The organism is Streptomyces mirabilis (assembly GCF_018310535.1).
Lineage (GTDB): Bacteria > Actinomycetota > Actinomycetes > Streptomycetales > Streptomycetaceae > Streptomyces.
Genome location: NZ_CP074102.1, coordinates 2,243,235 through 2,260,839 on the forward strand (window position 1 = coordinate 2,243,235; position 17,605 = coordinate 2,260,839).

16 protein-coding genes and 5 tRNA genes are annotated in these 17,605 nt (G+C 69.8%); 5 read left to right on the forward strand and 16 right to left on the reverse strand.

What is annotated here, in order from left to right; all coding sequences use genetic code 11:
* Positions 1 to 126: 126 nt before the first annotated feature.
* Together SMIR_RS09675 and SMIR_RS09680 are read right to left on the reverse strand one after the other, a co-directional pair.
* Complete coding sequence (locus SMIR_RS09675) at positions 127 to 1,137, reverse strand: NAD(P)H-dependent glycerol-3-phosphate dehydrogenase (protein WP_212726879.1); 1,011 nt, start codon at positions 1,135 to 1,137, stop codon at positions 127 to 129.
* Positions 1,134 to 1,940 (reverse strand): lysophospholipid acyltransferase family protein, encoded by an 807-nt coding sequence (locus tag SMIR_RS09680; RefSeq protein WP_168495897.1) that lies wholly within the window; start codon positions 1,938 to 1,940, stop codon positions 1,134 to 1,136. The genes SMIR_RS09675 and SMIR_RS09680 overlap by 4 nt, the downstream gene beginning before the upstream one ends.
* 145 nt (positions 1,941 to 2,085) lie before the next feature.
* Here SMIR_RS09680 and cofC point away from each other — a divergent pair, with 145 nt between their 5' ends.
* Together cofC and SMIR_RS09690 are read left to right on the forward strand one after the other, a co-directional pair.
* Positions 2,086 to 2,733, forward strand: coding sequence for a 2-phospho-L-lactate guanylyltransferase (gene cofC / locus SMIR_RS09685; protein ID WP_168495895.1), 648 nt, complete (start codon positions 2,086 to 2,088; stop codon positions 2,731 to 2,733).
* Positions 2,734 to 2,827: 94 nt separating this feature from the next.
* Positions 2,828 to 3,031, forward strand: a complete 204-nt coding sequence (locus SMIR_RS09690; protein WP_054235398.1) for a hypothetical protein — start codon at positions 2,828 to 2,830, stop codon at positions 3,029 to 3,031.
* Between the two features lie 139 nt (positions 3,032 to 3,170).
* On the opposite strand, the gene SMIR_RS09695 is transcribed toward SMIR_RS09690, so the two are convergent.
* The 4 genes from SMIR_RS09695 to leuC all read right to left on the reverse strand — a co-directional run bounded on the left by SMIR_RS09695 (position 3,171) and on the right by leuC (position 6,501).
* Complete coding sequence (locus tag SMIR_RS09695; RefSeq protein WP_054235399.1) at positions 3,171 to 3,830, reverse strand: HU family DNA-binding protein; 660 nt, start codon at positions 3,828 to 3,830, stop codon at positions 3,171 to 3,173.
* A 138-nt stretch (positions 3,831 to 3,968) separates the two neighbouring features.
* Positions 3,969 to 4,199, reverse strand: a complete 231-nt coding sequence (locus SMIR_RS09700) for an SCO5555 family protein (RefSeq protein ID WP_101400876.1) — start codon at positions 4,197 to 4,199, stop codon at positions 3,969 to 3,971.
* Positions 4,200 to 4,476: 277 nt separating this feature from the next.
* The gene (gene leuD / locus SMIR_RS09705; RefSeq protein WP_168495893.1) at positions 4,477 to 5,070 is read right to left on the reverse strand and encodes a 3-isopropylmalate dehydratase small subunit; all 594 of its coding nucleotides are present in this window, start codon (positions 5,068 to 5,070) and stop codon (positions 4,477 to 4,479) included.
* Positions 5,071 to 5,076: 6 nt separating this feature from the next.
* Positions 5,077 to 6,501 carry a 3-isopropylmalate dehydratase large subunit gene (leuC, locus tag SMIR_RS09710; protein ID WP_212726880.1) on the reverse strand — a complete coding sequence of 475 codons (1,425 nt, stop codon included), beginning with the start codon at positions 6,499 to 6,501 and terminating at the stop codon, positions 5,077 to 5,079.
* Between the two features lie 189 nt (positions 6,502 to 6,690).
* On the opposite strand from leuC, the gene ndgR reads away from it, so the two are divergent.
* Positions 6,691 to 7,407: an IclR family transcriptional regulator NdgR gene (gene ndgR, locus SMIR_RS09715; RefSeq protein WP_015036427.1), complete on the forward strand. Its 717-nt coding sequence runs from the start codon at positions 6,691 to 6,693 to the stop codon at positions 7,405 to 7,407.
* A gap of 87 nt (positions 7,408 to 7,494) precedes the next feature.
* Here the strand turns inward: ndgR and SMIR_RS09720 are convergent, their stop codons facing one another.
* A complete protein-coding gene (locus tag SMIR_RS09720; RefSeq protein ID WP_212726881.1) occupies positions 7,495 to 8,028 on the reverse strand; it encodes a DUF4188 domain-containing protein in 534 nt (177 codons plus the stop codon).
* A 79-nt stretch (positions 8,029 to 8,107) separates the two neighbouring features.
* Here SMIR_RS09720 and SMIR_RS09725 point away from each other — a divergent pair, with 79 nt between their 5' ends.
* Complete coding sequence (locus SMIR_RS09725) at positions 8,108 to 8,752, forward strand: MerR family transcriptional regulator (RefSeq protein WP_101400872.1); 645 nt, start codon at positions 8,108 to 8,110, stop codon at positions 8,750 to 8,752.
* 114 nt (positions 8,753 to 8,866) lie between these two features.
* Here the strand turns inward: SMIR_RS09725 and SMIR_RS09730 are convergent.
* From SMIR_RS09730 to SMIR_RS09770, 9 genes are all read right to left on the reverse strand, one after another.
* Positions 8,867 to 8,939: transfer RNA gene (locus SMIR_RS09730), tRNA-Glu, on the reverse strand.
* A gap of 20 nt (positions 8,940 to 8,959) precedes the next feature.
* Positions 8,960 to 9,031: transfer RNA gene (locus tag SMIR_RS09735), tRNA-Gln, on the reverse strand.
* Between the two features lie 21 nt (positions 9,032 to 9,052).
* Positions 9,053 to 9,125: transfer RNA gene (locus SMIR_RS09740), tRNA-Glu, on the reverse strand.
* Positions 9,126 to 9,187: 62 nt separating this feature from the next.
* Positions 9,188 to 9,260: transfer RNA gene (locus tag SMIR_RS09745), tRNA-Glu, on the reverse strand.
* A gap of 42 nt (positions 9,261 to 9,302) precedes the next feature.
* Positions 9,303 to 9,374: transfer RNA gene (locus SMIR_RS09750), tRNA-Gln, on the reverse strand.
* 91 nt (positions 9,375 to 9,465) lie between these two features.
* The gene (locus SMIR_RS09755) at positions 9,466 to 10,209 is read right to left on the reverse strand and encodes an HAD family hydrolase (RefSeq protein ID WP_168495885.1); all 744 of its coding nucleotides are present in this window, start codon (positions 10,207 to 10,209) and stop codon (positions 9,466 to 9,468) included.
* 191 nt (positions 10,210 to 10,400) lie between these two features.
* The gene (gene gltX, locus SMIR_RS09760; RefSeq protein ID WP_211118816.1) at positions 10,401 to 11,909 is read right to left on the reverse strand and encodes a glutamate--tRNA ligase; all 1,509 of its coding nucleotides are present in this window, start codon (positions 11,907 to 11,909) and stop codon (positions 10,401 to 10,403) included.
* Positions 11,902 to 12,690: a fumarylacetoacetate hydrolase family protein gene (locus tag SMIR_RS09765; protein ID WP_168495883.1), complete on the reverse strand. Its 789-nt coding sequence runs from the start codon at positions 12,688 to 12,690 to the stop codon at positions 11,902 to 11,904. The genes gltX and SMIR_RS09765 overlap by 8 nt, the downstream gene beginning before the upstream one ends.
* 388 nt (positions 12,691 to 13,078) lie before the next feature.
* Positions 13,079 to 13,267, reverse strand: coding sequence for a hypothetical protein (locus tag SMIR_RS09770; RefSeq protein WP_075031166.1), 189 nt, complete (start codon positions 13,265 to 13,267; stop codon positions 13,079 to 13,081).
* A 598-nt stretch (positions 13,268 to 13,865) separates the two neighbouring features.
* Here SMIR_RS09770 and SMIR_RS09775 point away from each other — a divergent pair.
* Positions 13,866 to 17,603: a sensor histidine kinase gene (locus SMIR_RS09775; protein ID WP_212726882.1), complete on the forward strand. Its 3,738-nt coding sequence runs from the start codon at positions 13,866 to 13,868 to the stop codon at positions 17,601 to 17,603.
* Positions 17,604 to 17,605 lie beyond the last annotated feature (2 nt).

The window sequence follows — 17,605 nt, forward strand, 5'->3', positions numbered from 1 at the left end:
AGTACCCGTTGGTACGGCGCTGAGTCAGCGCCCCACCGCGGCCGTTGTCCAACGTCGCACGGGTGGTCGCTCAGCGTCGTACGAGCCGTTGCGGAGCGTTGATTCCCGGCGCCGCGACGCGGATCCTCAGCGGCGCTCGGGCTTGGCGCTGCGCCCCATCAGCTCCTTGACCGCGACGACCGGCGACTTGCCCTCGTGGACGATGCCGACGACCGTCTCGGTGATGGGCATGTCGACGCCGTGCCTGCGGGCCAGATCCAGCACGGACTCACAGGACTTGACGCCCTCGGCGGTCTGCTTGGTGACCGCGATGGTCTCCTGGAGGGTCATGCCCCTGCCGAGGTTGGTGCCGAAGGTGTGGTTGCGCGACAGCGGCGAGGAGCAGGTGGCCACCAGGTCGCCGAGGCCCGCGAGTCCGGAGAAGGTCAGCGGGTCGGCGCCCATGACGATGCCGAGTCGGGTGGTCTCGGCGAGTCCGCGCGTGATCAGCGAGCCCTTGGCGTTGTCGCCCAGACCCATGCCGTCCGCGATGCCGACGGCGAGACCGATCACGTTCTTCACCGCGCCGCCCAGCTCGCAGCCCACCACGTCGGTGTTGGTGTACGGGCGGAAGTACGGGTTGTGGCTGGCTGCCTGGAGGCGCTGGGCGACCGCTTCGGAGGTGCAGGCGACCACGGCGGCGGCCGGCATCCGGGCGGCGATCTCACGGGCCAGGTTCGGTCCTGTGACCACGGCGATACGGTCGGCGCCGACCTTGGCGACGTCCTCGATCACCTCGCTCATCCGCATCGCGGAACCGAGTTCGACGCCCTTCATGAGGGAGACCAGGACCGTGTCGGGCTCCAGCAGCGGCGTCCACTCGGCGAGATTGCCGCGCAAAGTCTGCGAGGGCACGGCGAGCACGGTGAAATCGGCGTCACGCGCGGCCTCGGCGGCGTCGGTCGTCGCCCGCAGGTTCTCGGGGAGTTCGACGCCCGGCAGGTAGTCCGGGTTCGTACGCGTGGAGTTGACCGCCTCGACGAGCTCGGCGCGCCGCGCGCACAGGGTGACCTCGCACCCCGCGTCGGCGAGCACCATGCCGAAGGCCGTACCCCACGATCCGGTCCCGAAGACGGCCGCCTTGACCGGCTTGCTCACGTGCTCTGCCCCTCTTCCTGCTGTGCCTGTGCCTGCTGCTGGGCCTGTGCCCGCTCCTGAGCCCTCTCCTGGGCCCTGGTACGCCTGCGCTGTTCGATCCGTACCTGGCGCGGGTCGTAGGGCGTCTCAGGGGCCTTCTCGCCGCGGATCTGCTCCAGCTGCGCGGTGATGGCGGCCATGATGACCTCGGTGGCCTCCTTCAGGAGGTCCGGGCTCATCTCCTTGTCGTAGAAACGCGACAGGTCAACCGGAGGGCCCGCGAGAACGTGGTGGGTCTTGCGCGGAAGGAGGTTGGGCTTCTTGGCGTACGGCGGCAGCAGTTCGTTGGCACCCCACTGGGCGACCGGAATCACCGGGCACTTGGTCTGCAGGGCGACCCGGGCGGCGCCGGTCTTGCCGGTCATCGGCCAGCCGTCGGGGTCGCGGGTGAGGGTGCCCTCGGGGTAGAACGCGACGCACTCGCCGCGCTCCACGGCGTCGATCGCGGCCCGGAACGCGCTCAGCGCGTCGGTGCTCTCGCGGTACACGGGGATCTGTCCGGTGCCGCGCATCGCGGCCCCCACGAATCCCTTCCTGAAAAGCCCGGCCTTGGCCAGGAAACGCGGAACACGCCCAGTGTTGTACTGATAGTGGGCATACGCGAACGGGTCCACATGCGAATTGTGGTTCACCGCGGTGATAAATCCGCCCTCGGCCGGAATGTTCTCCATTCCGCGCCAGTCCCGCTTGATCAGAACCACTAGTGGTGGTTTGCAGAGGACCGCTGCGAAGCGGTACCAGAAGCCGATTCTGCGGCGGGGCACGCGGACACCTTCCTCTTAGGGCCTGGGGGGCCGCACAAGTGTCGCCCCAGGCCGCCTGTCTGTCGAGAACACCGTACGCCCCGGCGTCCGGACCGCCAGGGGTGCCGGGTCACAATGGGCGCGACAAGGGAGGAACGGAGCGCTCGTGCAGTGGACCTTGGTCATCCCCCTCAAAGCCTTGGCGCGGGCCAAGAGCAGGCTCTCGGACACCGCCGCCGACGCGGTGCGCCCCGGACTCGCCCTCGCCTTCGCGCAGGACACCGTGGCGGCCGCGCTGGCCTGCACGGCGGTCGGCGATGTGGCGGTCGTCACGGACGACGCGCTGGCCGGGCGGGAGCTGGCCGCACTGGGGGCGTGGATCGTGCCGGACGAGCCGGGAGGCGGTCTGAACGCCGCGCTGGCGCACGGGACGGCGGCCGTACGCTCCCGAAGTCCCGAATGCGCCGTGGCCGCCCTGAACGCCGATCTGCCCGCGTTGCGTCCCCTGGAATTGACCCGGGTACTCGATGCCGCCGCCGAATTCCCGCGTGCTTTTCTCTCCGATGCGGCCGCAATCGGCACCACTCTGCTGGCCGCATCCCCCGGCCGGGAATTGCGCCCCGCCTTCGGCACCGATTCCCGAGCCCGTCATCGCGCCTCGGGAGCCGCGGAACTCCTCCTCACCGCGGTGGATTCCGTACGCCAGGACGTGGACACCGGCGACGATCTGCGCGCGGCGCTCGCCCTGGGGGTGGGCCCGCGCACGGCCACACTGGCGGCGAAACTCCTGATCCCGGGCCAACCCGGCACCTGAACGCACCTTGCCGCGCGAACCGGCGTTCACCGGGGCCCGGTCAGGTCCGCCGGACCCACCGGCGGCGCGCACCGGCGCTGGATAGGCTTTCGGCATGCAGGCGACCGCGTACACGTACGACCCCGACACCCGTAGCGGACAGGTGCTGCTCGACGACGGCACGCCGGTGCCCTTCGACGGCGCGGCGTTCGACGCCGGCGGGCTCAGGCTGCTGCGCCCGGGACAGCGCGTGCGCATCGAGACCGAGGGTGACGGCGAGGCCCGCCGGATCACCCTGGTGACGCTCCAGACCTTCTGACCGGACCTTCCGACCGCACCTTCGCCAGACCTTCGCCGTACCGTCTGACCAGGCCTTCTCACCAGGTCCCGGACACGCCGCGGGCCGGGCTCCCCGTGGGAGTCCGGCCCGGCGCGTGAGTTGCCCTGAGCCCCTGCTTCTAGCGGGCGGTGGCCTTCTTGGCGGTGGTCTTGCGAGCTGTCGACTTCTTGGCGGGGGCCTTCTTGGCGGTCGCCTTCTTCGCCGGGGCCTTCTTGGCCGTCGCCTTCTTGGCGGTGGTCTTCTTCGCCGCGGTCTTCTTGGCGGTCGCCGTGGTCTTCTTGGCGGTCGTCTTCTTCGCGGTCGCCGTGGTCTTCTTCGCCGCGGTGGTGGTCTTCTTCGCGGCCGTCTTCTTCACGGCGGCGGTGGTCTTCTTCGCGGCCGTCGCCCTCTTGGCGGTGGTGGCCTTCTTGGCCGCGGCCTTCTTCACGGTCGCCGCGGCGCCGCCGGTCAGGCTGCCCTTGGGCGCCTTCTTGACCGCGACCTCGCCACCACGCGGGAGCTTCTTCGAGCCGCTCACCAGGTCTTTGAAGCCCTGACCCGCGCGGAAGCGCGGCACAGAGGTCTTCTTGACCCGAACACGCTCACCGGTCTGCGGGTTGCGGGCGTAACGAGCCGGACGGTCGACCTTCTCGAAGGAACCGAAGCCGGTGACCGATACCCGGTCCCCGCCGACAACGGCACGGACGATCGCGTCCAGTACGGCGTCGACCGCGTCGGCGGCCTGCTGACGCCCGCCGACCTTGTCGGCAATCGCTTCTACGAGCTGCGCCTTGTTCACGTCTTCCCCTTCGGAGACATTGCCCGAACGAATGCGTTCAAGCTTTTTCGCACGTTAGGCAGATATATACCGCAAATCAAACACGAAACGGGCTAATCACCCTTGTGCCGCAACGAACTCGGGCTGTCGCGGAGTTCCTCAGCGTTCCCCTTCGAGGAATCGACCCTCGTCGAGGTCGGTGGTGAACCGCTCCAGCCGCCTTGTCGCGTCGGCGAGATCGTGCTTGGCCACGGCCGTAATGACCAGCAGCTTCCGGGTCAGCGCCATCCGTACGCCCTCCGGGACTTGCAGTGCGCGCACTCTTGTGTGCGCTTCCTTCAGTTGGGCCGCGACTGCCGCATAGAGCTCGAGTTGGCCGTCGTGTTCCATGCACAGATTGTGCCATCTGGGGCGAGTTGTCGCCTGCCCAGGGGGTAACTGCCGTCCCTGGAGAGGGTCCTGAGCGCCCCGGAGCGCCGCGGCCCCAAGAGGCGCGTACCCAGGCAATCTCCTTTGTAACTAGGGGAGTTGAGGCCCCCCGAAAGGGCGCTCCGGGGGCGTTCGGAGGCAGACACAGCTGTACCCCCAACCGTCCACGATTGGGGGTACAGAGGGGTGTTGCGGTGGCTGAAATCAGCCCTGCCTCAGCCGCGAAGCGGCCCGGGCGTCAGACCTGGAGCGTCTTCGGCTTGTACGACGGCCGCTTGGCCTCGTACTCCGCGATGTCGCCCTCGTTCTGGAGGGTGATGGAGATGTCGTCCAGGCCGTTCAGCAGCCGCCAGCGGGCGTTCTCGTCGAGCTCGAAGGCGGCGGTGATGCCCTCGGCGCGCACCTCGCGGGCCTCCAGGTCGACCGTGATCTCGGCCTCGGGGTCCTTCTCCGTCAGCTCCTGGAGCGTGTCCACGACCTTCTGCTCCAGAACCACCGTGAGCAGGCCGTTCTTGAGCGAGTTGCCCCGGAAGATGTCCGCGAACCGGGACGAGATGACGGCCTTGAAGCCGTAGTTCTGCAGCGCCCAGACGGCGTGCTCGCGGGAGGAGCCGGTGCCGAAGTCGGGGCCCGCGACCAGGACCGTGGCGCCCTTGCGCTCGGGCTGGTTGAGGATGAAGGACGAGTCCTTGCGCCAGGCCTCGAACAGCCCGTCCTCGAAACCGTCCCTGGTCACCTTCTTGAGCCAGTGGGCGGGGATGATCTGGTCGGTGTCGACGTTGCTGCGGCGCAGCGGAACGGCCCGGCCGGTGTGCGTGATGAATGCTTCCATGACTTCTCAGACTCCAGCGGGCACGGGGGCGTCGGACAGGTCGGCCGGGGAGGCCAGGTGGCCCAGCACCGCGGTCGCGGCGGCCACCTGCGGCGATACGAGATGCGTACGGCCGCCCTTGCCCTGCCTGCCCTCGAAGTTACGGTTCGAGGTGGACGCGGAGCGCTCACCGGGGGCCAGCTGGTCGGGGTTCATGCCCAGGCACATCGAGCAGCCCGCGTGCCGCCACTCGGCGCCGGCCTCCTTGAAGACCACGTCCAGGCCCTCGGAGACGGCCTGCAGACCGACCCGCGCGGAACCGGGGACCACCAGCATCCGTACGCCGTCGGCGACTTTGCGGCCCTCGACGATCGCGGCGGCGGCGCGCAGGTCCTCGATGCGGCCGTTGGTGCAGGAACCTACGAAGACGGTGTCGACCTTGATGTCGCGCAGCGGCTGTCCGGCGGTCAACCCCATGTACTCCAGGGCCTTTTCGGCGGCCATGCGCTCCGAAGCGTCTTCGTACGAAGCCGGGTCGGGGACGGACGCCGAAAGCGGCGCTCCCTGGCCGGGGTTGGTGCCCCAGGTGACGAACGGCGCCAGCGACGGGCCGTCGATGACGACCTCGGCGTCGAAGACCGCGTCCTCGTCCGACTTCAGGGTCTTCCAGTACGCGACCGCGGCGCCCCACTCCTCGCCCTCGGGGGCGTGCGCACGGCCCTTGAGGTACTCGAAGGTGGTCTCGTCGGGGGCGATCATGCCCGCGCGGGCGCCGGCCTCGATCGACATGTTGCAGATGGTCATCCGGGCTTCCATCGAGAGCTTCTCGACGGCGGAGCCGCGGTATTCCAGGATGTAGCCCTGGCCGCCACCCGTACCGATCTTGGCGATGATCGCCAGGATCAGGTCCTTGGCGGTGACGCCGTCGGGCAGCTCGCCGTCGACCGTGATGGCCATGGTCTTGGGGCGGGCCAGCGGCAGCGTCTGGGTGGCCAGCACATGCTCGACCTGCGAGGTGCCGATGCCGAACGCCAGCGCGCCGAAGGCGCCGTGCGTGGAGGTGTGGGAGTCGCCACAGACCACGGTGGTGCCGGGCTGGGTCAGACCCAGCTGCGGTCCCACCACGTGGACGACGCCCTGCTCGACGTCACCCAGCGAGTGCAGCCGTACACCGAACTCGGCGCAGTTCTTGCGCAGGGTCTCCAGCTGGGCCCGGGAGACTGGGTCCGCGATGGGCTTGTCGATGTCGAGGGTCGGGGTGTTGTGATCCTCGGTGGCGATGGTGAGGTCGAGACGGCGCACGGGACGCCCCGCCTGGCGGAGGCCGTCGAAGGCCTGCGGGCTGGTCACCTCGTGCAGCAGGTGCAGATCGATGAAGAGGAGGTCGGGCTCGCCCTCGGCGCGCCGGACGACATGGTCGTCCCAGACCTTCTCCGCGAGTGTCCTACCCATCGCTTTCCCTCCGGCCGGCCTGTGTGGCGCCGGCCCAACTAGAGATTTCCGGGGCGGCGGCATCCGTACCCCTCGTCCGGACGCCCTCCACCGGGCCCGTTGGTCCGCGGGCCGCTGTGTCTACAAGGGTGGCGCGTTCCACCGAAAATTGAACTTGCGTTTCACAGAGTGAGACGCGAGTATCGTTGCATGGACAACAGTAGCGGCGTCGGCGTTCTGGACAAGGCAGCCCTTGTCCTGAGCGCTCTGGAGTCCGGTCCGGCCACCCTCGCGGGACTGGTCGCGGCGACCGGACTGGCACGACCCACGGCACATCGCCTCGCCGTGGCACTTGAACACCACCGCATGGTGGCGCGTGACATGCAGGGCCGTTTCATTCTCGGCCCCCGCCTCGCCGAGCTGGCCGCGGCCGCGGGCGAGGACCGTCTCCTCGCGACGGCCGGCCCGGTGCTCACGCACCTGCGCGACGTCACGGGCGAGAGCGCCCAGCTCTACCGCCGCCAGGGCGACATGCGCATCTGCGTCGCCGCGGCCGAGCGTCTGTCCGGCCTGCGGGACACGGTCCCGGTCGGCTCGACGCTGACGATGAAGGCCGGCTCCTCGGCGCAGATCCTGATGGCCTGGGAGGAGCCGGAGCGCCTGCACCGCGGTCTCCAGGGCGCCCGCTTCACCGCCACGGCGCTCTCGGGCGTACGGCGCCGGGGCTGGGCCCAGTCGATCGGCGAGCGCGAGCCGGGCGTCGCGTCGGTCTCCGCGCCCGTACGCGGTCCCTCGAACCGGGTGGTGGCCGCCGTCTCGGTCTCCGGTCCCATCGAGCGCCTGACCCGGCACCCGGGCCGTATGCACGCCCAGGCGGTCATCGACGCCGCCGCCCGCCTCTCCGAGGCCCTTCGCCGCACGGGCTGAGCCACACCTCCAGGTCGACACCGGGGGACGAGCCGGCCTCAACGCCGCGGCAGGCTCATCCCCCGGACACCTACCCGCAGGATCCGATCAACCCGCCGCTCCCCCGGCCTCCGCCTCCGCCTTGGGCGACCGGTGAGCGAACCGGTCCGCCGCCCGCCGCCCCCGCTTCTCCACGGGCAACGCCCCATACGCGGCCGCGAGCCCGAAGGGCGGCATGTCCGCGTAGATCGACTCGTACGACCCCTCCGGCACCACATACGCCTCGTGCCAGATCCCCACGTGCTGCCGCACCTTCCCCGCCCGTTCCTTACGGTTGATGATCGCCCACACCTTGTGATGGAACATGTCGGGCGCCGACGCGTACGCGTACAGCTTCTCCTTGGACTCCCAGTACTGGACGACGTAGTACGTCCGCGGTGACGCCGTCAGCAGCACCCGGCCGAGCAGGCCGCGGCTGCCGTCCTTCTCCAGATCCCGCACCATGCGCAGCATGGCGAAGAACACCGGTACCCACTGGTGCACCGCCCAGAAGCGGTTGACACGCATACCGATCAACAGGACCACCACGTCCCCCTCGGCTGCCGCGGTGGTACGGCCTGCGGCCACGGGCTTCCCGAACATGTCGTCCCCCTGTTGGTTAGCGGCACTATCCGATGGCGTCTGTTTGGATAGTGCCGCCACCCAAGGAAGGGCGCAAGGGATGCGGCTGTCGGAGTTGAGCGAGCGCAGCGGGGTGTCCACCGCGACGATCAAGTACTACCTGCGCGAGGGGCTGTTGGCTCCGGGCCGCCGGATCAGTGCGACGACGGCGGAGTACGACGAGAGCCATCTGCGTCGGCTGCGGCTGGTGCGGGCACTGATCCAGGCGGGCCGGGTCCCCGTGGCGACGGCCAAGGAGATCCTCGGTCACGTCGACGACGAGTCCCTGGGCCGGACCATCCGGCTGGGCGCGGCCCTGTGGGCGCTGCCGCAGGAGCCCGAACCGGACGAGCGGGACCCGGCCGTCCAGTCCGCGCGCCACGAGGTGGACCGGCTCCTGGAGTCGCTGGGCTGGGAGACCGCCCGAGAGCTGAGCACCCTCTCCCCCGTGCACCGCTCCCTGGTGTCGGCGGTGGCCACGCTCATCCGGCTCGGCTACGCCTGGGACGCCGAACTCATGGCGCCGTACGCGCAGTTGATGCACCAGGCTGCTGTCCGCGACCTGGACTTCCTGGAGAAGCATCCCTCGGAGGAGGAGAAGGTCGAGACAGCGGTCGCGGCGGCGATTCTCTTCGAGCCGGTCCTCAAGGCGCTGCACCGGCTGGCCCAGGAGGAGGAGTCGGCCCGGCGCTACGGCATCGAGTGACGCGTACGACATCCGGGGCGGCGGAGTCCGTGAACCCAGCGGGCGGCACCGCCGGCTCCGGACCCCGCACACACCGATGGACCCCCACCGAAGTGGAGGCCCATCGGACTCACGTACCCCCGACCGGATTCGAACCGGCGCTACCGCCTTGAGAGGGCGGCGTGCTAGGCCGCTACACAACGGGGGCAAGGATCACAACTGATCCAGCTGGGCTACCAGGACTCGAACCTAGAACAACGGAACCAGAAACCGTCGTGTTGCCAATTACACCATAGCCCAAAGGTGGTCTAGACCACCGAGTACCCCCGACCGGATTCGAACCGGCGCTACCGCCTTGAGAGGGCGGCGTGCTAGGCCGCTACACAACGGGGGCCCTAGCGATCCTGCATGAGAGGCAGCGGGTGCGACCCTGACTGCCTTCCTGGGAAGGATCTGTACCCCCGACCGGATTCGAACCGGCGCTACTGCCGTGAGAGGGCAGCGTGCTAGGCCGCTACACAACGGGGGCGTTGCGGAGTTGACCTCCGCGTTTGCAGATGAGCTCTGCGAGCTGGCCTACCAGGACTCGAACCTAGACTAACGGAACCAGAAACCGTCGTGCTGCCAATTACACCATAGGCCACTGAAACTCAATCCCCTGCGGGGATCTTGTTTTAGCTTGCGCCTCCGGTTCGGGACCTTTCGGCCCGCTCTCCGGCGGCGCAGGAAGAACATTACCTGAAGGTGGACGGCGCTCCAAAACGGGTATCGGCGCCGACGATCGCGGGGAGTTCGGCCAGCGAGGCGATCCGGTGCGGGCCGACGGGCGTGTCGATGGGCGTGTCGACGGCAGCCCGGCCGCCCTCGCGGTCGAGCCAGACCGACAGCAGACCGGCGTCGGAGGCTCCCCGCCCGTCGATCTCCGGGTGGTCGCCGACGTACGCGACCTGCCGCGGGGCGAGTTCCAGTGCCTCGCAGGCCGCGTGGAAGGCCTGGGCGTCCGGCTTGGAGACGCCGAGCTCGGCGGCGCACAGGACGGCCTCGAAGCGGTCGCGCACGCCGAGGACGCGCAGCTTGCGGTCCTGGACGGTGAGGCTGGAGTTCGACAGCACCCCGTGCCGGTGACTGGCGGCGAGGGCGTCCAGGACGGGCAGCACGTCCGGGAAGAGGGTCCAGGCGGCCTCGTAGTGCGTGAGGTACCGCTGGAACCAGGCGTCGGCCTCGGCGTCCGTCAGCCGCTCGCCCAGGAAGACCCGGACACGGTCCCGGCGCTGCCCCTCGAAGTCGGTCTCCCCCGCCGAGAAGCGCGCCCACTGCTGGTCGGTGATCTCCCGCCAGTGCGCGAGGGCCTGCTCGGCGGACTCGTACGCGTCGAGCAGCCCCTCGGCGGCCAGGTGACCGTGCATGCCGGTGCGGTCGGCGGTGGTGTAGTCGAAGAGGGTGTCGTCCACGTCCCAGATCACGGCCCTGATGGTCATGGTTCGACGGTATCCCGGAGTGCGGCTCCCGTGTCGGCCGGTTGACGCTTGTCGCTCCGGTGAACCGTCGGCGACGACCTCGAACGCCGCCCCACGGGCGGAAGTTGGGCCGGGCGCGGCGCCAGGGCACACGACGAGGGGGCGGCGTCCGAACCGGACGTCGCCCCCTCGTCTCGTCGTACGACGTGCGGCTACAGCTTCGCCAGCGCCGCGTCGATGCGGGCCAGGGTCTTCTCCTTGCCCAGGATCTGCAGCGACTCGAAGAGCGGCAGGCCCACCGTGCGGCCGGTGACGGCGACGCGGACCGGGGCCTGGGCCTTGCCGAGCTTGAGGCCGTGCTCCTCACCGGCGGCCAGGACGGCCTCCTTGAGGGACTCCGGGGAGGACCAGTCGGCGGCGTCCAGCTTCTCGCGGGCCGTGCGGAGCAGGGCGTCGCTGCCCTCCTTCATGGCCTTCGTCCAGGAGGCCTCGTCGACGGCCGGCTCCGGCAGGAACAGGAAGTCGACGTTGTCCGTGATCTCGGAGAGCACCTTCATCCGCGACTGGGCGTGCGGGGCGATCGCCTGCCACTTCGCCTCGTCGAAGTCCTCCGGCGCCCAGGGGGCGAACGGGGCCCGCAGCCAGGGGGCGCAGCGCTCGGTGAAGTCCTTCACGTCGAGCAGGCGGATGTGGTCGGCGTTGATCGCCTCGCACTTCTTCAGGTCGAAGCGGGCCGGGTTCGGGTTCACGTCCGTGACGTCGAAGGCGGCGACCATCTCGTCGATGGAGAAGATGTCGCGGTCCGCCGAGAGCGACCAGCCGAGCAGGGAGAGGTAGTTCAGCAGGCCCTCGGGGAGGAAACCGCGCTCCCTGTAGAGGTTGAGCGAGGACTCCGGGTCGCGCTTGGAGAGCTTCTTGTTGCCGTCGCCCATCACGTACGGGAGGTGGCCGAAGGCGGGGGTCTCCTTGGCGATGCCCAGCTCGGTCAGCGCCTTGTAGAGGGCGATCTGCCGCGGGGTGGAGGAGAGCAGGTCCTCGCCGCGCAGGACGTGGGTGATCTCCATCAGGGCGTCGTCCACCGGGTTGACCAGGGTGTACAGCGGCGCGCCGTTGGCACGGACGATGCCGTAGTCCGGGACGTTCTCCGGGAGGTACGTGATCTCGCCGCGGACCAGGTCGTCGAAGGTGATCGCCTCGTCGGGCATCCGGAAGCGGACGATGGGCGTGCGGCCCTCGGCCACGTAGGCGGCCTTCTGCTCGTCGGTGAGGTCGCGGCAGTGGCCGTCGTAGCCGGAGGGCTTGCCGGCGGCACGGGCGGCCTCGCGGCGGGCGTCCAGCTCCTCGGTGGAGCAGTAGCAGTGGTACGCGTGGCCGGCGTCCAGCAGCTTCTGGGCGACATCCTTGTAGATGTCCATGCGCTGCGACTGGCGGTACGGCGCGTGCGGGCCGCCGACCTCGGGGCCCTCGTCCCAGTCGAAGCCCAGCCAGCGCATCGAGTCGAGCAGCTGGTTGTACGACTCCTCGGAGTCGCGGGCCGCGTCGGTGTCCTCGATGCGGAAGACCAGGGTGCCTTCGTTGTGCCGGGCGAACGCCCAGTTGAACAGGGCGGTGCGGACCAGGCCCACGTGGGGGTTGCCGGTCGGGGACGGACAGAAACGTACGCGTGGGGGCACCCCCTGTCCGAGCGGAGTCGAGGACTTGGGGGAGTTCGCGTTAGCCACGCTTGATCACCTTGTTGGTGAGAGTGCCGATGCCTTCGATGGTGACGGCGACCTCGTCGCCGACGTTCAGGGGGCCGACCCCAGCCGGGGTGCCGGTGAGGATCACGTCGCCGGGGAGCAGCGTCATGGCCTCGGTGATGTTGACGATCAGGTCCTCGACGGAGTGGATCATCTCGCTGGTGCGGCCGAGCTGGCGCTGCGCGCCGTTGACCGTGCACTGGATCGTGATGCCCTCGGCGATCGAGGCGAGGTCAAGGTCCGTCTCCACCCAGGGGCCGAGCGGGCAGGAGTTGTCGAATCCCTTGGCCCGGGCCCACTGCTTCTCGCGCTTCTGGACGTCACGCGCGGTGACGTCGTTGGCGCAGGTGTAACCGAGGATGACGTCCTTGACGCGCTCGCGCGGAACCTCGCGGCACATGCGGCCGATGACCACGGCGAGCTCGGCCTCGTGGTGCAGCTCGCTGGAGAAGGAGGGGTACTGGATGTCGTCGCCGGGGCCGATCACCGAGGTCGACGGCTTGAAGAAGGCGAACGGGGCGTCGGGCACCTCGTTGCCGAGCTCCTTCGCGTGCTCCGCGTAGTTGCGGCCGAAGGCCACGACCTTGTTCGGGAGCACCGGCGGCAGCAGCCGCACCTTGCTCAGCGGGACCTTCGTACCGGAGAGCTCGAAGTCCGCGAACGGAATGCCCTTGATGATGTCGAGGACGAGTTCGTCCGGCTTGTCGCCCTCGACCGCGCCGAAAGCGACGTTGCCGTCGATGGAGAACCTGGCGATGCGCACGGGATCCTTGCGCCCCTCACTGAGCTGGCTGGAGTCTGACGCTCCAGGCTAACGCGGGGAGGGGGCCGAGCTTCGCGTATATCCGCCGGTGGGCCGCAAGCCATGTGTGCCGGGCGGATGTCCGCCGTGTGCGCCGGTTGGCCGTCCGCCGTTTGTGGCCGCCGCCGGCCACCAGCGCCGGGGGGCCATCATCCACATGCCCCGCCGGCCATCGGACGTATGTGGCGGTGGGCCGCCGACCAAGTGCGCGGGGCGACCGTCGACCATGCGTGCCGTCCGCCGGGCCGTCGGCGTCGGGCGACCCATCAGCCACCTGCGTCGCGCGACCCTCGGCCGTGCGCGGCGGCCGACCCCCGGCGCAGTGAGTCGGCGGCGGTCCGCGTGCGTATTACTCGGCGACGGCGGCCGTGACCGGGGCTTCCATCAGGATGGTGCGGCGGGGGTTGGCGGTCTGGGCGGGGAGGTCGACCGAGTGCTCCGGCTGCTCCGGCGTCTGCAGCGCGTCGGCGTCCTCGAGGTGCGCCAGCGTGGTGCGTCGCGGGTTGGCTATGTTGCGGAACATCATCGTCGTCTTCACTGTTGTCCCAGACCTCGTCTTGGTGGGCGCCGCGGGGGGTCAAGGACCGCCGGGTCGGCGCGGGTTGTCGGATTTGCCATCCCTGTAAAGCGCCAGGCTAAACATGCAATTCCCGGCCGAAGCCGTGAAGGACTCATGATCGCCATGTGAGTTTGCTCACTTACTAGCAGGCAAACCGGTCAATTCAGGCCGCCAACTCACCTCGGCGAAACGGACATTGCTCCACTGAACCCAACATTCCGCTCCTGATCATCGCGACTGGGACACCCCCCGCGCACCCATGGCTCGTAGGCATACGCCCTTTATGTACGAGATCACTTTCTACATCTCGTAACGCATCCCTCACAAGGTGTCACGGTGGTCACAGCCTGGTACACGGGCCTTGTTGGAGATCCTGCACTGTGCTGGAATTCCACGGACCGCCGCGGGATCGAACCGGCGCACAGGAGGCGCGACTCAGCGCCGGGTGGCGGCGGGAAGGGGGAGCAGCGCCGGTCACTCACGACCACACCTGGGGGTGCGCCTGCGCCCCTGAACGACGCCGACACCGTCCCGCCGTTTTCGCGGAGGGGCGCCTGGTCCAGAGGTTGCGACGCTAGTGCAGGGACGTTTCAAGAGGGATGGCAGCGCTTCGGCGGAGCCGGAGCCGCACGGCGGGACCGACCGCGGTTCCTCGCCCCAGCACGCCCAGAACCCGGGACAATCAGAACTCGGCGGCGGTGAGCGCTCCGCGCGCCCCGGCGCGAAGGCTCCCGACCAACCACCCGCGAAGCCGAACGGTCCCCCCGGCCCCGGCTCCCGAATAGCCCTGCGCAACTGGCGCATCTCCACGCGTCTGGTGTCGCTGCTCGCGCTCCCCGTGGTCGCCGCGACCACGCTGGGTGCCCTGCGCATCAACCAGTCGATGGACGACATCCAGCAGCTCGACAACATGAAGCTGCTGACCGACATGACCAAGCAGGCGACCGAGCTCGCCGCCGCCCTCCAGAAGGAGCGCGACCAGTCGGCCGGCCCGCTCGCGCACGGCGCGAAGCCCACCGACATCACGGTCAAGGGAGTCCGCGACGCGACGGACGTCGCCAAGCAGCAGTTCATCGAGGGCACCCAGGAGATCGACACCGCCAGCGCGAACGGACAGCTCACCGGTGTCCGTGACAGCCTCGTGGCCATCGCGGGCGAGCTGAACAAGCTGAGCACCATCCGCAACGGCGCCTACAGTGACGCCAAGAACTCCTCGCAGACGGTCGACGGGTACCACCGCCTCATCACCCAGCTGATCAACCTCTCCCAGGACATGGCCGAGGCGACCAGCAACCCGGAGATGATCTCGCGCACCCGCGCCCTGTCGGCCTTCTCCTCCGCCAAGGAGTACGCCTCCGTCCAGCGCGCCGTCATCGCCGCCGCGCTGCCCGCGGGCAACACCACCTTCGGCCAGCTCTCCGAGAACGACCGGCTGTACGCGAACTCCGCGCAGGACAGCGAGGCCTCCGAGCGCACGAGCTTCGCGAGCATCTACGGCACCGGGGCGGAAGACCTCACCAAGCCGATCGACCAGGGCAACCCGACCATCCAGGCCGCCGACGCGTACTCCAACCGCGTACTCGGCTCGACGGGCGGTCTGAACACCCAGGACAAGCGCTCGTACAAGGACTGGGTCGACGACGACACGGCCAAGATCGAGCAGATGTCGAAGATCGAGCTGACGCTGCTCAACCAGATGGAGCAGAAGGCCCGTGAGCTGAAGAACGCCTCCCAGCAGGAGGCGATCATCTCCGGTGCGCTGATCCTGCTGGTCCTCGGCGTCTCTCTCGTCGGCGCCTTCGTCGTGGCCCGCTCCATGATCCGCTCGCTGCGTCGGCTCCAGGACACCGCGACCAAGGTCGCCCAGGACCGTCTGCCCGAGCTGGTCAAGCAGCTCTCCGAGTCCGACCCGCAGGACGTCGACACCTCCGTCGAGTCCGTCGGTGTGCACTCCCGGGACGAGATCGGCCAGGTGGCCGCGGCCTTCGACGACGTGCACCGCGAGGCCGTCCGACTGGCCGCCGAGCAGGCCCTCCTGCGAGGCAACGTCAACGCGATGTTCACCAACCTCTCGCGCCGCTCCCAGGGCCTCATCCAGCGTCAGCTCTCGCTCATCTCCGAGCTGGAGTCCCGCGAGGCCGACCCGGACCAGCTGTCCTCCCTCTTCAAGCTCGACCACCTCGCGACCCGCATGCGCCGTAACGGTGAGAACCTCCTCGTTCTCGCCGGTGAAGAGCCCGGCCGCCGCTGGACCCGCCCGGTTCCGCTGGTCGACGTGCTCCGCGCCGCCGCCTCCGAGGTGGAGCAGTACGAGCGCATCGAGCTGGCCTCGGTCCCGACGACGCAGGTCGCCGGCCGGGTCGTCAACGACCTCGTGCACCTGCTCGCCGAGCTCCTCGAGAACGCCACCTCGTTCTCCTCCCCGCAGACCAAGGTCAAGGTCACCGGTCACGCGCTGCCCGACGGCCGCGTGCTGATCGAGATCCACGACACCGGTATCGGCCTCTCCCCCGAGGACCTGGCCGCGATCAACGAGCGGCTCGCCTCGCCGCCCACCGTGGACGTCTCCGTCTCCCGCCGCATGGGTCTGTTCGTGGTCGGTCGTCTGTCGCAGCGCCACGGCATCCGTATCCAGCTGCGTCCGTCCGACTCCGGCGGCACCACCGCGCTCGTCATGCTCCCCGTCGATGTCGCCCAGGGCGGCAAGAAGGCTCCGGGCAAGCCGGGTCCGGGTGGTTCCGGTGGTCCGGCCGCCGCACAGGCCTCGGCCGGTGTCGCGGCGGCCCGCCGCGGCGGCCAGGGCGGCGGTCCGTCCCTCGGGGCGGGTGCCCCCGCCGGTGGCGGTGGCGGTCTCCTCGGCGCCCCGCCGCAGCGCGGACAGGTCGGCGCCGGTCAGGGTCCGCGGGCCGCGCTCCCCGGCAGCAACCAGGGCGGTCGTCCTGGCGGCGCCCCGGGTGGAGCGCGTGGACCGCAGAGTCCCGGCAACCAGCAGCAGGGCAGGCCGGCCCCGGCCGGTGCGGGTGCCTTCGGACAGGGTCCGCAGGGCCTGCAGGCCGCCGGAACCGGTGCCCCCCAGGGCTTCGGAGACGGACCCGCTCCACGCCAGGGCTTCGACTTCGGTGACAACAGCGGCCCCGCAGCCGCTCCTCCGCAGCAGCCCGCGGGCAACAAGGGCGGCGGCCGCCGCAGGCCGCAACTGCCCGGACGCGGTGGTCCGCGTGCCGAGCTGCCGGGCGGCAGCCCGCAGCAGTCCCGGCCGAGCTGGAGCGACGACAACGCGCAGCCGCCGGTGCCGCGCGCATCCCTCGACGCCCCGCGCGGTCACGAGGAACCCGACTCCACTTCGCGCATGCCCCGGATCGACGACCGGCAGGACCCGGCCGCGACCTCGGAGATGCCGCGGATCGACGACCGCCAGGGTCCCGCCGCCACTTCGGGATTCCCCCGTCCCGACTTCGACGCCCCGCGCCCCGGCATGAACGCGTCGCAGAACAACGGGCAAAGCAGCGGTCAGTTCGTCCGCCCCGACGTGTACGGCCCCTCGGGCACGGCTCCGGCCGCCCCGAGCCCGTCCACGACGGGCCAGTTCGCCACCCCGGGCTACGGCGCCTCCCAGGACCCGTCGTCCACGGGCCAGTTCGCGACGCCCGGCTACGGCGCCTCCCAGGACCCGTCGTCGACCGGCCAGTTCGCGACGCCCGGCTACGGCAACCGCCAGGACCCCTCGTCCACCGGCCAGTTCGAGCGTCCGGCGCCTCCGCAGCAGCGGCCCACGCGTCCGCAGGAGCCCGAGGCGCTGCCTCCGGCGACGGGCCCCGGTGACGGACGTACGCCGCTGTACGACACGCTGGAGACCAACTGGTTCCACGGTCAGGCGAACGGCGCCCAGAACGGCTCCCTCAACGGAGCTCACAACGGCGCCCAGAACAACGGCGTCCACACCAACGGCTCGCAGCCCTCGCAGCAGCCGCCGCAGACCCCCACAGCACCACCGCAACGGCCGGCCGCCGCACCGGCCTCCGCCAACTGGCGCACCTCGCCGAACGACGACCTCGTCCGGCAGGCAGAACGCGTCCGTCAACCGTCGGCGGGCGGGGTCACCACCTCAGGCCTGCCGCGCCGCGTCCCGCGAGCCAACCTCGTCGCGGGCACGGCACAGCAGCAACAGCACCAAACTGGTCCGCAGGTCTCCCGTGCGCCTGATGACGTACGCGGCCGGCTGACCAATCTCCGTAGGGGCATTCAGCAGGGTCGACAGGCCGGTACCGGCCAGACCGGCAGCTTCCCCAGCCCCACTCACCAGCAGGAGCGTTAGTT

What these genes read in the sequence shown, in the direction of transcription:
- SMIR_RS09690 (WP_054235398.1), top strand. Translation starts at nt 2,828, where the DNA reads ATGCAGGCGACCGCGTACACGTACGACCCCGACACCCGTAGCGGACAG.
- SMIR_RS09700 (WP_101400876.1), bottom strand. Translation starts at nt 4,199, where the DNA reads ATGGAACACGACGGCCAACTCGAGCTCTATGCGGCAGTCGCGGCCCAA.
- leuD (WP_168495893.1), bottom strand. Translation starts at nt 5,070, where the DNA reads ATGGAAGCATTCATCACGCACACCGGCCGGGCCGTTCCGCTGCGCCGC.
- leuC (WP_212726880.1), bottom strand. Translation starts at nt 6,501, where the DNA reads ATGGGTAGGACACTCGCGGAGAAGGTCTGGGACGACCATGTCGTCCGG.
- ndgR (WP_015036427.1), top strand. Translation starts at nt 6,691, where the DNA reads ATGGACAACAGTAGCGGCGTCGGCGTTCTGGACAAGGCAGCCCTTGTC.
- SMIR_RS09720 (WP_212726881.1), bottom strand. Translation starts at nt 8,028, where the DNA reads ATGTTCGGGAAGCCCGTGGCCGCAGGCCGTACCACCGCGGCAGCCGAG.
- SMIR_RS09725 (WP_101400872.1), top strand. Translation starts at nt 8,108, where the DNA reads ATGCGGCTGTCGGAGTTGAGCGAGCGCAGCGGGGTGTCCACCGCGACG.
- SMIR_RS09755 (WP_168495885.1), bottom strand. Translation starts at nt 10,209, where the DNA reads ATGACCATCAGGGCCGTGATCTGGGACGTGGACGACACCCTCTTCGAC.